Source organism: Pseudomonas psychrophila (assembly GCF_001043005.1).
Taxonomy (GTDB): Bacteria; Pseudomonadota; Gammaproteobacteria; order Pseudomonadales; family Pseudomonadaceae; genus Aquipseudomonas; species Aquipseudomonas psychrophila.
Genome location: NZ_JYKZ01000011.1, coordinates 1 through 16,300, shown reverse-complemented (window position 1 = coordinate 16,300; position 16,300 = coordinate 1). Strand labels below are relative to the sequence as shown.

Annotated in this window: 11 protein-coding genes and 2 pseudogenes; 1 reads left to right on the top strand and 12 read right to left on the bottom strand. The window is 58.6% G+C overall.

The window, feature by feature from the left end:
* Positions 1-260 precede the first annotated feature (260 nt).
* Positions 261-1,757 (top strand): annotated as a pseudogene (locus TU76_RS19410) (methyl-accepting chemotaxis protein); the annotation flags it as partial.
* A gap of 102 nt (positions 1,758-1,859) precedes the next feature.
* On the opposite strand, the gene TU76_RS19405 reads toward TU76_RS19410, so the two are convergent.
* The 12 genes and pseudogenes from TU76_RS19405 to TU76_RS19350 form a co-directional block, all read right to left on the bottom strand.
* Positions 1,860-2,594 carry an amino acid ABC transporter ATP-binding protein gene (locus TU76_RS19405; protein ID WP_019825237.1) on the bottom strand — a complete coding sequence of 245 codons (735 nt, stop codon included), beginning with the start codon at positions 2,592-2,594 and terminating at the stop codon, positions 1,860-1,862.
* A complete protein-coding gene (locus tag TU76_RS19400) occupies positions 2,587-3,546 on the bottom strand; it encodes an amino acid ABC transporter permease (RefSeq protein ID WP_401015707.1) in 960 nt (319 codons plus the stop codon). Before TU76_RS19400 ends, TU76_RS19405 begins: the two co-directional genes overlap by 8 nt.
* 190 nt (positions 3,547-3,736) lie before the next feature.
* A complete protein-coding gene (locus TU76_RS19395; protein ID WP_019825234.1) occupies positions 3,737-4,534 on the bottom strand; it encodes a transporter substrate-binding domain-containing protein in 798 nt (265 codons plus the stop codon).
* A gap of 245 nt (positions 4,535-4,779) precedes the next feature.
* Positions 4,780-7,332 carry a glucans biosynthesis glucosyltransferase MdoH gene (gene mdoH, locus TU76_RS19390; RefSeq protein ID WP_048352346.1) on the bottom strand — a complete coding sequence of 851 codons (2,553 nt, stop codon included), beginning with the start codon at positions 7,330-7,332 and terminating at the stop codon, positions 4,780-4,782.
* The gene (locus TU76_RS19385; protein ID WP_048352383.1) at positions 7,325-9,082 is read right to left on the bottom strand and encodes a glucan biosynthesis protein G; all 1,758 of its coding nucleotides are present in this window, start codon (positions 9,080-9,082) and stop codon (positions 7,325-7,327) included. Before TU76_RS19385 ends, mdoH begins: the two co-directional genes overlap by 8 nt.
* A gap of 231 nt (positions 9,083-9,313) precedes the next feature.
* On the bottom strand, positions 9,314-9,751 hold the full coding sequence (gene dtd, locus TU76_RS19380; RefSeq protein WP_019825230.1) for a D-aminoacyl-tRNA deacylase: 438 nt from the start codon (positions 9,749-9,751) through the stop codon (positions 9,314-9,316).
* Positions 9,748-10,719, bottom strand: coding sequence for a prolyl aminopeptidase (gene pip / locus TU76_RS19375; RefSeq protein ID WP_019825228.1), 972 nt, complete (start codon positions 10,717-10,719; stop codon positions 9,748-9,750). The genes dtd and pip overlap by 4 nt, the downstream gene beginning before the upstream one ends.
* 210 nt (positions 10,720-10,929) lie before the next feature.
* The gene (hutG, locus tag TU76_RS19370; protein ID WP_019825226.1) at positions 10,930-11,736 is read right to left on the bottom strand and encodes an N-formylglutamate deformylase; all 807 of its coding nucleotides are present in this window, start codon (positions 11,734-11,736) and stop codon (positions 10,930-10,932) included.
* An 11-nt stretch (positions 11,737-11,747) separates the two neighbouring features.
* Positions 11,748-12,953, bottom strand: coding sequence for an imidazolonepropionase (gene hutI / locus TU76_RS19365; protein ID WP_019825224.1), 1,206 nt, complete (start codon positions 12,951-12,953; stop codon positions 11,748-11,750).
* Between the two features lie 27 nt (positions 12,954-12,980).
* Positions 12,981-14,384, bottom strand: coding sequence for an amino acid permease (locus TU76_RS19360; protein ID WP_019825222.1), 1,404 nt, complete (start codon positions 14,382-14,384; stop codon positions 12,981-12,983).
* 76 nt (positions 14,385-14,460) lie between these two features.
* Positions 14,461-15,993, bottom strand: coding sequence for a histidine ammonia-lyase (gene hutH, locus TU76_RS19355; protein ID WP_048352345.1), 1,533 nt, complete (start codon positions 15,991-15,993; stop codon positions 14,461-14,463).
* A 116-nt stretch (positions 15,994-16,109) separates the two neighbouring features.
* Positions 16,110-16,300 (bottom strand): annotated as a pseudogene (locus TU76_RS19350) (urocanate hydratase); the annotation flags it as partial.

The window sequence follows — 16,300 nt, the reverse complement described above, 5'->3', positions numbered from 1 at the left end:
ATGGCATCAACGGGGTAGCTCAGACATACCGCGTCGTTTGCATCGCGAGCAAGCCCGCTCCCACAGGGGTAGCACCTGCGACGTTCGTCACACATTCAACCTCTGCCCTTCAGTTCTCCCCCGGCGCGCCGATGCCCTGATAACCCATAACGACCAGTACACAACTCGGTCAGCAAAGGAGTATCACCATGTACCGTTGGCTGGCCCAATTGCTCGGCAATATAAGCGTCAAACGCAAACTCAGCCTGGGCTTCGGGCTGGTACTGGTGCTGACCTTGCTGATTGCCGCAACGGGCTGGAATGGCCTGGTCTCGGTGATAGACCGGGGTGACAAGCTGGCCAATATCTCGAAGATCATCGGGCTGACCAAGGACCTGCGTATTGCTCGTCTTGAATACGAGCGTCACCCCGAGGAAAAAACCCTGGCCGAGGTCACCCGACAACTGACCGAACTGGATAACGCTCTGGAGTTGTCGCACCAACAGTTGGTATCCCCCGAAGACCTGACCCTGGTCGAGCAGCAACTCAACGCCGTGGCCGAGTACAAACGTGCCTTCGCCGACCTGATTCAAGGCTCCCAGGGTGCAGATCAAGCGGTAGAGCGCATGCACCAGCAGGGGGATGCTCTGATCGAGCAGAGCCAAAAGCTCTCGGGTCTGCAAACGGTCAAGCGCAACAACGAAAGCCGCCAGGCCACCACCCTGCTGATCAGTTGCGCACTGCTGGCACTGGTGCTGGGAATGATCGCCGCCTGGGTTATTACCCGCCAGATCGTGATCCCGCTGCAACGCACGCTCAAGACCGTTGAGCGGATCGCGGCAGGCGACCTGACCCACGACCACCCAACCGAGCGCCGCGACGAACTGGGCCAGCTACAGCAAGCCATACAGCGAATGACTGCGGGCCTGCGCGAGTTGATTGGCGGGATCAGCGATGGCGTGACACAAATAGCCAGCGCTGCCGAAGAACTCTCGGCGGTCACCGAGCAAACCAGCGCAGGGGTTAACAGCCAGAAAGTCGAAACCGATCAGGTCGCCACCGCCATGCACGAAATGGCCGCGACCGTCCAAGAGGTGGCGCGCAATGCTGAAGAAGCCTCTGAAGCCGCAGTCGCTGCTGACCAGCAGGCCCGCGAGGGCGACAACGTGGTCGCGCAAGCCATCGCCCAGATCGAGAAGCTGGCCATTGAAGTCGGTCACTCCACCGATGCGATGGGCCATCTGAAGCGCGAAAGCGACAAGATTGGCAGCGTGCTGGACGTGATCAAGTCCGTCGCGCAGCAGACCAACCTGCTGGCCCTCAACGCCGCCATCGAAGCGGCACGAGCCGGTGAGGCAGGTCGTGGTTTTGCGGTCGTGGCTGACGAGGTGCGAAGCCTGGCGCAGCGCACACAAAAATCCACAGAAGAAATCGAAGAGTTGATTGCCGGTCTGCAAAGCGGCACCCAGCAAGTGTCCAGCAGCATGGACAATAGCCGTGCCCTGACGGACAACAGTGTTGAGCTGACCCGCCGTGCAGGCGAGTCACTGGGCAACATCACCCGCACGGTGTCTACGATTCAGGGCATGAACCAGCAAATTGCGGCCGCGGCCGAGCAGCAAAGCGCGGTGGCCGATGAGATTAACCGCAGCGTATTGAATGTGCGTGACGTGTCAGAGCAGACCGCTGCCGCGAGCGAAGAGACAGCAGCGTCCAGCGTTGAACTGGCGCGGCTGGGCACACATCTACAGGCATTGGTTGGGCGGTTCAAGGTTTAACAGCCTCGCAACCCTGTGTGGGAGCGGGCTTGTTGTGGGAGCGGGCTTGCTCGCGATTGAGTCGCTGCCATCGCGAACAAGCCCGCTCCCACACTTTCGGAACTACAGCACCTGACGCAAAAACGCCTGGGCGCGCAGGTCTTTAGGCGAGTTGAAGAAGTCTTCCGGGGCGGAGTCTTCCAGCAGCTTGCCATGGTCGAAGAACAACACGCGGTTCGCCACTTCTCGGGCAAAGCCCATTTCGTGGGTCACGCAGACCATGGTCATGCCTTCGCGGGCCAGGGTCTTCATCACGTCCAGCACTTCGCCGACCATTTCCGGGTCAAGCGCCGAGGTGGGTTCGTCAAACAACATCACCTTGGGCTCCATCGCCAACGCACGGGCAATCGCCACCCGCTGTTGCTGGCCGCCCGAGAGGCGCGACGGGTACTCGTTGGCCTTCTGCCCGATACCCACCTTGTCCAGCAGTGCACGGGCCTTGGCTTCACGCTCGGCCTTGCCACGCTTGCGTACAACCTTTTGCGCCAGGCACAGGTTTTCCAGCACGGTCATGTGCGGGAACAGGTTGAAATGCTGGAACACCATGCCGACTTCACGCCGATAGGCATTCACATCGGTTTTAGGGTTGGCCAGGTCCAGACCGTCAATGCTGACGGAGCCGGAGTCAAAATCTTCCAGGCCGTTGAGGCAACGCAGAAAGGTCGACTTGCCAGAGCCCGACGGGCCGATCACCACCAGGACTTCGCCCTGGGCAACAGTGGTGCTGACGTTGTCCACAGCGCGAACGATGTGGCCGCGGGTGTCGAAGACTTTTACCAGTTCATGAACTTCAATCACTTTGCGCGAGCCTCCGCTCAAGCCGGCTGGCGAAATGCGACAGCGGCAGGTTGATCAACAGGTACAGACCCGCTACGCAGAACAGGATTTCGAACGGCGAAAACGAGGTGGTGATGACCTCACGGCCACTTTTGAGCAACTCGGTAATGGCAATCACCGACACCAGCGAGGTGTCCTTGACCAGGCTGATAAATTGCCCGGCCAACGGCGGCAACACCCGCTTGAACGCTTGCGGCAACACTACATAGCGCATCGACTGGCTGCCGTTAAGGCCCAGCGAGCGGGCCGCTTCGTTTTGCCCCCGGGCGATGGACTGCACGCCCGAGCGAATGATTTCGGCCACGTACGCACCGGTGAACAACGACAGCGCGGCAATACCGGCAAATTCGCGGGACAGGTTAAGTACAGTGCCAATAAAGAAGTAGAAGATGAAAATCTGTACCAGCAGCGGTGTGCCCCGTACCAGTTCGACGTACAACGTCGAAAGGTCGCGCAGGGTCGGGTTATTCGACAGTCGGCACAGGCCTGTGGCCAGCCCGATGATCAAACCCAATACGCCAGACACCAGCGACAGCCAAACGGTGGTCCACAAGCCCCACAGCAGCGGTCCTGCGGCCCAATGACGGTTAACGCCAATGACATCGCCTTCATCGACCTCGTCGCCTTCGACCCATTGCAGGCTGTTGTCAGCAACGCTGACCCGTTGTTCTTTGCCATCCTCGCCCCGCAGCACGACTTCGGCAGTGTCGCCTTTGCGCACCAGCTCGATGATGGTCGAGTGCTCAGCCGCCCGCTGGGCTTCTTCCGCTTGATAGGCGAAGTACTGCGGCACGCGGTTCCAGCGCCATTCGTAGGACATCAGAGAGGTGGCGTAATACAACGCGCCCGCCAGACCGATGAGCACCAGCACGGTCAATACGTGCCAGGGCCACTGGACTTTTTTTTGTTTGATCACTTTCAGGTTCCGTCAGGAGAAAAGCCAGGCCCGTAGCAGTTGCCGAAGGCTACGTCCGGGCGCGAAGCGCTCGTAAATCGAACGCCTCCGTTTTTCATCTGAACCGCATTCAGCTTCTTTACGGCTGCTGTGCAACCGGACGCAGCCTTCGGCAGCTGCTACAAAAGTAGCGGAATGCGATCAGCGCTTATTCCATGTCTTTGAGCCAGGCGGTGTCTTTGAACCACTTGTCATGGATGCGATCGTAAGTGCCGTCTTCGTGGATCTGGTGCAGGAAGTTGTTGATGAAGTTAATGCTGTCGTAGTCGCCTTTCTTCAGACCAAAGGCCAGCGGCTCGTAGGTGAACGGCTTATCGAGGAACACCAGCTTGCCGTTACCGAACTTGTTAACCGCCACAACGTTGTAAGGGGCGTCGTAGATAAAGGCATCAGCCTTGCCGTTAACAACGTCCAGAACACCCTCAGGCTCGTTGTCGTAGCCGTGGTACTGGGCTTTTGACATCAGTTTGCGGGCAACGATTTCACCCGTGGTGCCAATCTTGGAGGTCAGGCGATATTGCGGGTCGTTGAGGTCTTTGTACGATTTGACCTTGTCTTCCAGCTCTTTACGAATGAGCACGGTCTGGCCCACAACGATAAAGGGTTCGCTGAAGTTCAGGCGCAGATTGCGCTCCTGGGTCAGGGTCATGCCGCTGCCGATCATGTCGAACTTGTTGGTCATCAACGCCGGGATGATGCCGTCATAACCGGTGGAAACCAGTTCAAGCTTCACACCCATGGCCTTGGCCATCGCTTTGAGCAGGTCAACTTCGAAGCCGATGATCTGGCCGCGCTTGTTGGTCATTTCAAATGGCATGTAGGTTGGGTCCATGCCCACCTTCAACGTGCCACGCTTGACCGCATCGTCAATTGCGCCTGCATGGGCTGCGCTGACCGCCAGTAGTGCAGTGATACCGAACAGCAGTTTCGACACAAACTTCTTCATCATCAACTCCCCCTCACCTACTCAATTAAGGTGTTGGCCAACGGCAGGCTCGATTCAAAAAGCCAATACAGCCGGGCACTCACCCATTCGAAAACGGATGCTAACTCACTGGGGGTTGTGACACGAGTTTTGCGAGAGAAAAGCAGGATGGGTGTGAGCGATGGATCCGCTACCGAGAAACCTCAACTGTGGGAGCGAGCCTCCCATAAAGCACAAACCCCACCGAAGTGGGGTTTGTTTTGACATCAAGCCGCGGGCTGTAACGGCAACAACGGCGCGTGAGGGTCAGCGGCAACCGACTCTCGCCAGGCGTTCAGCCAGCCTTCGTGACCTTCGTTCCACACCAGCGCGTGCAAGCGTGCCAGAGCAACAGGGTCGCTCAAGAGCTCCATGCGCTCTTTGTCGCTGACACCCTGAGGCCCCACCTTGAGTGCGTGACGCACACGCTCGGTACGCAGCCATTCGATCGGCTCGGCCTCACGGTGACGCGACGTCGCAAGGGCGCAAGCCAGTGCGTTCTGCTGCGGATCAACCACGGCCCGCACAAAACCGTCATGCAGTGCGTGGTAGCGATTTTCGTGGGTATATTCGGCAGTGGCCGACAATTCACGGGGCGGAGCATATTCCTCAGGAATCAGGAACAGGCTTTCATCGCGCGTCTTGAGGCCCAGCTTGACCCGGCTGGAGATCACCGATACCGGGATCGACAACATCAGCGAACCGACAATTGGCACCAGCCACCACAAAAAGCTCGGGTTCAACCACAGCACCAACGCTGCCCAAGCCGCACCCAACAGGGTTTGCGGACCATGACGGCGTACTGCTTCACTCCACGGCGTGGAGTCGTCGTCACGCTGTGGCGAGTTCCAGGTCGCAGCCCAGCCCAGGAACGCAGCCAGAACAAAGCGGGTATGGAAGATCATGCGCACAGGTGCCAACAGCATCGAGAACAGCATCTCCAGCAGCATCGACAGCGTGACTTTGAACTTGCCACCGAACTCTTTCGCGCCCTTGGCCCAGATCAGGATGATGCTCAGCAGTTTAGGCAGGAACAACAGCACTATAGTGGTCGAGAACAGCGCAACGGCTTTATCCGGATGCCATTGTGGCCACAGCGGGTACAACTGACGCGGCTCCATGAAGTACTGCGGCTCCATCAACGTGTTGACTGCCAGCAGGGCGGTCGACAGCAACAGAAAGAAGAACCACAACGGCGCTGACAGGTAAGACATCACGCCCGTGAGGAACACCGCACGGTGTACCGGGTGCATGCCTTTGACCAGGAACAGGCGGAAGTTCATCAGGTTGCCGTGGCACCAACGACGGTCACGCTTGAGTTCGTCCAGCAGGTTGGGCGGCAATTCTTCGTAGCTGCCCGGTAAGTCGTAGGCAATCCACACGCCCCAACCGGCACGGCGCATCAACGCGGCTTCAACAAAGTCGTGTGACAGAATCGCGCCCGCAAAAGCACCTTTACCCGGCAACGGCGCCAAGGCGCAGTGCTCGATAAACGGCTTCATGCGGATGATTGCGTTATGGCCCCAGTAGTGGGATTCACCCAACTGCCAGAAGTGCAAACCGGCAGTGAAGAGTGGTCCGTATACCCGCGTCGCAAATTGCTGCATGCGCGCATACAAGGTGTCCATGCCCGATGCTCGCGGCGCGGTCTGGATGATGCCGGCGTCTGGCGTGGCTTCCATCAAGCGCACCAGACTGGTCAGGCACTCACCGCTCATCACGCTGTCGGCGTCGAGTACCACCATGTACTTGTAATCGCCGCCCCAGCGACGGCAGAAGTCATCGAGGTTGCCGCTCTTGCGCTTCACACGACGACGGCGACGACGATAGAAAATTCGCCCAAAGCCTTCTGTTTCGCGGCACACATCCAGCCAGGCCTGTTGTTCTGCGACACAGATATCAGGGTCGTTACTGTCGCTGAGGATAAAGAAGTCGAAGCGATCCAGATCGCCCGTGGCCGCCACCGATTCGTAGGTCGCCCGCAAGCCCGCAAATACACGGGTTACGTCTTCGTTACAGATCGGCATTACCAGCGCAGTACGTGCTTGCTCAGGGATTGCCTCATTCCCGGCGCTTTTGCCGGAAATACGGTATTTGTCGTGGCCGGTCAGCAGCTCCAGAAAGCCCATCAAGGCAGTCCAGAAACCCGCCGACACCCAGCAAAACAGAATCCCGAACAGAATCAGGATGCTGGTCTGCAAGGCATACGGCAGCACTTGTTGCGCCGTTTGCGTCAACGGCTGGTGCAACACTTCTTCAAGGTCGACAAACGACCAGCCCTGGTACGGCATGATGCCTTTCATGTACCAGCCAGCAACAATGGTCTGGCCCAGCATCAAGACCAGCAGGATGTAACGGCGGATCGAACCCACCGTACGCCAGCGGGCCTTGGGCAATACGCGCTCGTCAATTTTCGGCGCAGGCGGATTGCTGCGCCCGGTCAGGCGCCGCCATCCACGAACCAGGATGTTGGTACGCCACGGCTCCGGCACCACCTTGGTGCGACGAATCGGCGGCGTGGCCTTGAGCATCACCCGGCCGCTGGCGTCGAGGGCGAGCATTTCTGCTTCCTCAAGCTCATCGGCCGAATTCAGGTTCAGACGCGTGCCCACCGAGGCCTGAGCGGCCTCAGCAGCATCGACATCAGTTTTCGCCGACAGGCGCGCATGCAACTCGGCGAACGAGGTGCAGCTCGCCAGTTCCGCGCGCTGCTCATCGCTCAGTGGCAAATGCGCCAGGTACTCGCTGAGCGAGGCCGGTTGGGGCTGAGCATTACTCATCGGCTGGCAACTGGTAGCTCCAGGTCTCGGTCAACACTTTTTCAGTCTTCACCGGTTCTGGAGTGGCTACAGGAGCGTCAGCCGCCGGGGCCTTGGCGTCCTTGGCCGCGTGGTCTTTCTTCTCTTGTGCCTTGGCCGCCGCTTTTTCAGCTTTAGTCACAGGCGCTGCAGGCTTGGCCGCAGGCGCTGCAGGCTTGGCCGCAGGTGCTTGCTCGATGTCCTGAACCAGCGCTGCACGCATCTCCGTAGACTTGCTCGGATCCTTGATTTTCATCCGCAGGGTCAAGCGCCAGCCCTTGGTTTCAGGGTTGTAACGCACGTTGTTCTCAACCAGTTCCGCGTTGTCACCCACACTCACCTGGCTGCGTACTGCGGCATTTTCTGGCAGGGCCTTGAGCGACGGGCCTTCGAAGTCCACCAGATACGCGACGCTGCCGTCTGGCTGGCGGATCAGGTTCGATTGCTTAACGTCGCCGGTCGAACGCAGGGTTTGCTTAACCCAGGCGCTATCCGTTGGATGCAGGGCAGCTTCGTCCAGGGTCCAGTGCATGCGGTAAGCGAAATCAAACGGCTTGAGTGGCTCTGGCAGTGTTTCCGGGCTCCAGAACGCAACGATGTTGTCGTTGGTTTCGTCAGCGGTCGGAATTTCTACCAGGTCAACGGAGCCTTTGCCCCAATCACCCTGCGGTTCGATCCAGGCGCTTGGGCGCTTGTCGTAGTTGTCGTCCAGATCTTCGTAGTGGCTGAAGTCACGGCCACGTTGCAGCAAGCCGAAGCCGCGCGGGTTTTCGACCGAGAAGTTGCTGACCGACAAGTGTTTCGGGTTGTTCAGCGGACGCCAGATCCACTCGCCGTTGCCGGCATGAATGGCCAGACCAGACGAGTCATGCAACTCGCGGCGGTAGTTGAGGACTTTGGACGGCTGGTTGGCGCCGAACAGGAACATGCTGGTCAGCGGAGCGATGCCCAGCTTGCCAACCTTGTCACGCAGGAACATTTGCGCTTTGACATCCACTACCGTGTCTACGCCGGGGCGCAGGGTAAAGCGGTAAGCGCCGGTCGCCCGTGGCGAGTCCAGCAAAGCGAAGATCACCAGATGTTTATCGTTGGGCTTGGGTTTTTCGATCCAGAACTCAGTAAAGCGCGGGAACTCTTCACCCGACGGCAATGCGGTGTCGATCGCCATACCACGGGCCGACAGGCCATAGATTTGATCCTTGCCCACAACGCGGAAGTAACTCGCGCCGAGCATGGTCATGATTTCGTCCTGCTTATCCGCCTTATTGATCGGATACAGCACGCGGAAACCCGCCCAACCGAGGTTCTCGGTAGCTTTTGGATCAAACTTGACGTCACCGAAATCGAAACGACTGGAGTCGTACTTGATCTCTTCGACCTTGGTGGCTGTCACTTCGTTGATTTTCACCGGCGTGTCGAAATGCATGCCCTGGTGATAGAAGGACAGTTTGAACGGGGTTTTATCACCCGCCCACTGGGCCTTGTCGCGGTTGAATTGAATCTTCTGGTAGTCCGCGAACTTCATGTCGCGGAACTCTTTTGGCAAATTGCTGCGTGGCGCTTGGTATTTCTGTTCGGCGAGGGTTTTAGCCTCAGCCGCCACGTCATCCAGACTGAATGCCCACAGTTGACCCGCACCGAACAAGCAAAAGAGCGCAGAGCCCGTCACCAGTGCGTTGCGTAACCGCTTGGCAGACATTTTTGGTGCATTAAATAATGGACTAACAATCACGAGCAAACCTCGCCGAAAACAGATGATGAAACCAACGGCCAGCGATCTAAATGCCAGGTTGGCGAGCACTGTTCCGACCATCAAAGGAATGAATGATTCCCCAGATGCGTCGGATTAGTCTCTGTGTAGCGCAGGATTATCTAGTAGCCCGCGTTACAACGCATCCACTGTCAGCAAGTATTTCTCGCTAAAACCCCCTGTTTTCAGACGAAAACACGGTTTTTAAGGGTTTTAGATTTGTAACAGAAATGTCACAGGGCCATCATTGACCAAATGCACCTGCATATCTGCCCCAAAACGGCCAGATTCGACTCTCGGATGAAGGCGCTTGGCCTCCCCCAGCAGGTGATTGAATAAGGCCTCGGCCAATGCAGGAGGTGCCGCCGTTGAGAAACCGGGGCGCAGGCCGCTTTTGGTGTCAGCCGCCAGGGTAAATTGCGATACCAGCAGCAACCCCCCGCCAATATCGGCCAGGGAAAGGTTCATTTTGCCTTCGGCATCGCTGAACACACGGTAGTTGAGCAGCTTGTGCAACAACTTGGCGGCGCTCGCCTCGGTATCACCGGGTTCGACGGCGACCAGCACCAGCAAACCCTGGTCGATTGATCCGATAATCTCCCCCGCGACCTCAACCCGCGCCCCACTGACACGCTGCAACAACCCCCTCATGCTTCGTCCGGTTGCAAGTTGAGCAGGCTGCGGGCCATTTGCTCAGTGGCGCGCACCAATGCATCGGTGATCCCGGGTTCGGAAGCTACGTGCCCGGCTTCGCGGATTATCTGCAGTTCGCTGCCCGGCCAGGCCTGATGCAGCTCCCAGGCGTTATCCAGCGGGCAAATCATGTCGTAGCGACCATGCACGATGACCGCCGGCAGATGGGCAATCTTGTACATGTCACGCAGCAGCTGATTGGGCTCCAGGAACGCATTGTTCATAAAGTAGTGGCATTCGATGCGGGCAATGGACAATGCCCGGTGAGGGTCACAGAAACGCTCGACCACTTGCGGGTTGGGCCGCAGGGTGGCCGCACGGCCCTCCCAGGTCGACCAGGCCTTGGCCACGTGCATCTGGGCAATCTGGTCATTGCCTGTCAGGCGCTTGTGAAAGGCACTCATCAGGTCGTGACGCTCTTCCGGCGGGATGGGCGCTATATAGTCCTGCCAGTAGTCCGGGAAGATCCGGCTGGCGCCTGCCTGATAGAACCATTCGATTTCTTGAGGGCGAGCCAGAAAGATCCCGCGCAGGATCAGTCCATGCACCTTGTCCGGATGGCTTTGCGCGTACGCCAGTGACAGGGTCGAGCCCCACGAGCCACCAAACAGCACCCACTTGTCGATGCCCAGGAACAGGCGGATCCGTTCCATGTCGGCAACCAGGTCCCACGTCGTGTTGCTATCCAGACTGGCGTGGGGGGTTGAACGCCCGCAACCGCGCTGATCAAAAGTAATGATGCGGTACAGGCCCGGATCGAAGTAGCAGCGGCTGTTGGCATCGCAACCCGAACCCGGCCCGCCATGCACAAACACCACAGGCAGGCCGTCTGGCGAACCGCTCTCGTCTACGTAAAGAACATGCGGCCCATCAACCGCCAGTTCATGACGGGCGTAAGGTTTGATCTGCGGGAACAAGGTCTGCATTACGCACTCCGGGAGGTCGGGATAATGTTGCCTCTGGCATCATAAACCCGATTGGGCGCAATGAGCATGCCCTTAAAAACACTGTGGTTGAATAACTGGCTGTTGCTTAAACCCTGTAGGAGCGGGCTTGCTCGCGATGGCATCAATGCAACCTCACTGACAGACCGCGGCGCTGGCATCGCGAGCAAGCCCGCTCCCACACCACCCGACTCAGCCCTTGGAGTATCGCTGCTGACCCCACTCAATAATCCGCGCCAGCAACTGCTTGAGCACCACCTGGGTCGGTGCCGCAAGGTCTTCGCGATAGTTGAACGGCTCAAACTCCTCCATATAAGTGCACTGGGCCAGTTCCAGCTGCACGGCATGGATGTTGTCCGCCGGACTGCCGTAGTGGCGAGTGATATGACCGCCCTTGAAGCGTCCATTCAGGATGTGGCTGTAGGCCGGATGCTCGGCACAAATGGCTTCAAGGTCGCGGGCCAGGGTCGGATCGCAACTGGCGCCATTGAAGGTCCCCAGGTTGAAGTCCGGCAACCGCCCCTCAAACAGGTGCGGCACGCAAGAACGAATGGAGTGCGCATCAAACAGCAGCGCATAGCCAAATTCATCCTTGAGGCGCTTCAGTTCCTGCTCCAGGGTCTGGTGGTAAGGTTGCCAGATCTGCTCAAGATACGTTGCACGCTCTGCGGCAGAAGGCACCTGCCCTTCACGAAACAGTGGCACACCATCAAACAGCGTGGCCGGGAACAGCCCGGTGGTCGCTCCTACATACATCGGCGCATCGTCCTGCGGGCGATTGAGGTCGATCACAAAGCGCGAATACTCCGCTGCCAGGGTGCTGGCACCCAGCTCGGTGGCAAAATCATAAAGCTGTGGGATATGCCAGTCGGTGTCCGGCAGGCTTTGCGCTTCGGGGATCAGCCCGGCCTTGACCGCAGGTGTCAGCTTCAAGCCTGCGTGGGGCATGCTGATCAGCAATGGCACACGGCCTTGTTTGAATGTCAGAACCTTATCCACAACCTTTTCTCCTAAAGCGTTACGTCAACGCCGCTGCGCACGACGCGTTTGTCCAGATCACCGCCCAGCCAATAGGCCAGGTCTGCCGGGCGATCAATGTTCCAGGCCACAAAGTCGGCCACTTTGCCGGGCTCAAGCGAACCATGGGTCTCGCCCATACCCAATGCCGTCGCCGCATGTTGGGTGACGCCGGCCAGGGCTTCTTCGGGGGTCATGCGGAACAGGGTGCAAGCCATGTTCAGCATCAGGCGCAACGACAAGCCAGGGGACGTACCGGGGTTGAGGTCGCTGGCGATGGCGATTTTCACCCCGTGCTTGCGCAGGGCGTCCATCGGCGGCAACTGGGTTTCACGCAAGAAGTAAAACGCACCGGGCAAGAGCACGGCCACGGTGCCGGAGGCGGCCATGGCAATGGCGTCTTCTTCGGTCATGAATTCCAGATGGTCCGCCGACAACGCCTGATAACGTGCCGCCAGGCTTGAGCCGTGTAACGAGGACAGTTGCTCGGCGTGCAATTTGACCGGCAGGCCCAATTGCTGCGCCACCTTGAATACCCGCTCAACTTGAGTGGGCGAAAACGCCAGGTATTCGCAGAACGCATCCACGGCGTCAACCAGCCCTTCGGCCGCCAGCGCGGGGAGCATCTCGTTGCAAATATGCTCGATATAGTCGTCGGCCCGGTCCTTGTACTCCGGCGGCAAGGCATGGGCCGCCAGACAGGTGCTACGCACTGTGACCGGCAACTCGGTGCCCAGGCGACGGATCACACGCAGAATTTTGCGTTCGCTCTCAAGGCTCAGGCCATAACCCGACTTGATCTCGACGCTGGTAACGCCATCGCGCAGCAAACACAGCAAACGCTGACGGGCACTGGCAAATAATTCCTCTTCGCTGGCAGCACGAGTCGCACGCACGGTGCTGGCAATACCGCCACCGGCAGCGGCGATTTCTGCATAGCTCACGCCTTGCAAACGCTGCTCGAATTCGCCGCTGCGATTGCCGCCAAACACCGTGTGCGTATGGCAATCGATCAGCCCCGGCGTCACCCATGCCCCTTCCAGGCCATGGGTTTGTCCATACTCGCCCGTCGGCAACTGCTGACGCGGACCAATCCACTCAATGTAGCCATCACGGGTGACAATGGCGGCATCCTCGATGATCGAGTACGTGCCATTGGCCATGGTTGCGACATTGCAGTGTTGCCAAAGGGTTTTCATTGCGTCACTCCGTCAATGATCAAAAACTCAGGAAAGCTCGGGCGCCACTTCAACTGCCCGACCCGCTGCCGGCTTTACCCACAATAGATAGGCCACAACCAGGAAGACAATCCAGACCGCGCCTACCATCAGTGCCGCCTGCGTCTCAGGGAAGTAACCCAGTACCCCGAAAATAAACACCATGAATGCAATAGCAGCCATTGGCGCATACGGCCAGAACGGCACAGGGAACTTGAGTTCGGCCACTTGCTCACGGGTCATGGAGCGGCGCATGGCCACTTGGGTCACCAGGATCATCAACCACACCCACACCGTGGCGAAGGTGGCAATCGAGGCGATCACCAGAAAGATGTTTTCCGGAATCAGGTAGTTGAGCACCACACCGCCCAACAACGTAGCGCCCATCACCAGTACGGTCATCCACGGCACGCCATGGCGGGAGATTTTGGCAAAGCCTTTAGGCGCCTGCCCTTGCTGTGCCAGGCCGTACATCATGCGGCCTGCACCAAAGATGTCACTGTTGATGGCCGACACCGCCGCCGAGATCACCACGATATTAAGAATGGTGGCCGCCGAGCTGATGCCCAGGCTGTCAAAGATCTGCACGAACGGGCTGCCCTGGCTACCGATCTGGTTCCAAGGGTAAATAGCCATCAACACAAACAGGGTCAGCACATAGAACAACAGGATGCGCAGCGGTACCGCGTTGATCGCCTTAGGGATCACACGCTGCGGGTCTTTGGCTTCGCCGGCAGTGATGCCGATGATTTCAATGCCGCCAAAGGCAAACATCACCACGGCAAACGAAGCGATCAAACCGCCCACGCCATTAGGCATGAAGCCGCCGAAGGACCACAGGTTGCTGATGCCTGTGGCCACAGCATCCGAGCTGCCAGAGGTACCGATCCCGAACAGCATGATGCCGAAGCCGGCCAGGATCATGGCTACGATGGCGGCAACTTTAAGCAGCGACAGCCAGAATTCCATTTCGCCAAAGACTTTGACGCTGCACAGGTTCAAGCCGCCGATCAGCAGCACGATGCCCAGCACCCAGATCCAGCGCGCGACTTCCGGGAACCAGAAGCCCATATAAATGCCGAAGGCGGTGACATCGGCCAGACACACGATGATCATCTCGAAGGCATAGGTCCAGCCCAGGATAAAGCCGGACATGGGGCCCAGGTAGGTGCTTGCATACTGGCCAAACGAGCCGGACACCGGGTTATGCACGGCCATTTCGCCCAGTGCTCGCATCACCATGAACACGGCGGCGCCACCAATCAGGTACGCCAGCAGCACAGCAGGTCCAGCCATTTGGATGGCAGCGGCTGAACCATAAAAAAGACCCGTTCCGATCGCTGAACCCAGCGCCATAAAACGGATGTGGCGAGCGGATAGCCCGCGTTTCAAACCTTGAGTCTGGTTTTGCATTTCGCGTCCTTGATTATTTTTGTCGGCGAAAACAGAGACGCAGAGGGTCCATAAGACCCTCTGCGTTTTTTTGGGGTTACAGGCTTGGCAGAACGTGAGCAGGCAGCAGATCGTTCAGGCAACGAGTAGCCAGCAGTTTCATGGCGACTTCGATATCCGGCGCGAAGAAACGGTCTTTCTCATAGTGAGCGACCTTGCTGCGCAGGGTCGTGCGAGCGACTTCAAGCTTGGCCGAGGTTTTCAGGCCATCACGCAGATCCAGACCCTGGCACGCGGCCAGCCACTCGATGGCCAGCACGCCACGGACGTTTTCAGCCATTTCCCACAGACGCTTGCCAGCAGAAGGAGCCATCGATACGTGGTCTTCCTGGTTGGCCGAGGTCGGAATGCTGTCGACACTGTGCGGGTGGGACAACGCCTTGTTCTCGCTGGCCAAGGCCGCAGCCGTAACCTGAGCGATCATGAAGCCGGAGTTCACGCCACCATTGGCCACCAGGAACGGCGGCAATTGCGACATGTGCTTGTCCATCATCAACGAGATGCGACGCTCACTCAGCGAACCGATTTCAGCAATCGCCAACGCCATGTTGTCTGCCGCCATCGCAACCGGTTCGGCGTGGAAGTTGCCACCGGAAATCACGTCGCCCTGCTCGGCGAATACCAGCGGGTTATCCGACACCGCGTTGGCTTCAATGCCCAGCACTTCGGCGGCCTGACGGAACTGGGTCAGGCAGGCGCCCATTACTTGTGGCTGGCAACGCAGGGAGTACGGGTCTTGTACCTTGTCGCAGTTCTTGTGCGACTCGGACACTTCGCTGCTCGTGCCCAGCAGGTCGCGGTAAATCGCAGCGGCGTCGATTTGCCCGCGTTGACCGCGTGCAGCATGAATGCGTGGATCGAACGGCGAACGCGAACCCAGTACCGCTTCAACTGTCAGGCCGCCGCACGCCATCGCGGCAGCAAACAGGTCTTCGCCTTCAAACAGACCGCGCAGGGCGTAGGCCGTCGACACTTGAGTGCCGTTGAGCAAGGCCAGGCCTTCTTTTGCCGCCAGGGTCAGAGGCTCAAGACCGGCTTGCTTCAAGGCAGTCACTGCATCCAGCCACTCGCCTTTGTAACGGGCCTTGCCTTCGCCCAGCAGTACCAGCGACATATGCGCCAATGGCGCCAGGTCGCCCGATGCACCTACCGAACCTTTGAGCGGGATATGCGGATAAACCTCGGCATTGATCAGAGCGATCAAGGCATCAATTACCACGCGGCGAATTCCGGAGAAACCACGGCTCAGGCTGTTGACCTTGAGCACCATGATCAGGCGTACCAGATCATCGCTGATCGGCTCGCCGATACCGGCTGCATGGGACAGCACCAGAGAACGCTGGAGGTTTTCCAGGTCTTCGCTGGCGATTTTGGTCGACGCCAACAAACCGAAACCGGTGTTGATGCCGTAGGTGGTGCGGTTCTCGGCAAGGATCTGCTCAACGCACGCCACGCTGGCATCGATCTGCACCGACGCACTTTCGTCCAGGCTCAGGGTGACCGGCTGCTGATAGATGTCACGCAGTTGGGCAAGGCTCAGTTGGCCGGGGATCAGGTTTAACTCAAGCACGTTAATACTCCTTCACGCGTGTAACCAAAATTATAGAAATCTTTAGCAACCTTGTGGGAGCGAGCCTGCTCGCGAAGGTCGTTCGCGAGCAGGCTCGCTCCCACAGAAGACCAATGTCAGCCGTTAATCATCGGCAGGTTCAGGCCCTGCTCGTTCGCACAGTCGATGGCGATGTCATAACCCGCATCCGCGTGGCGCATCACGCCGGTTGCCGGATCGTTGTGCAGGACACGGGCGATGCGCTCAGCCGCTTCGTCGGTACCGTCACACACGATCACCATCCCCGAATGCTGCGAGAAGCCCATGC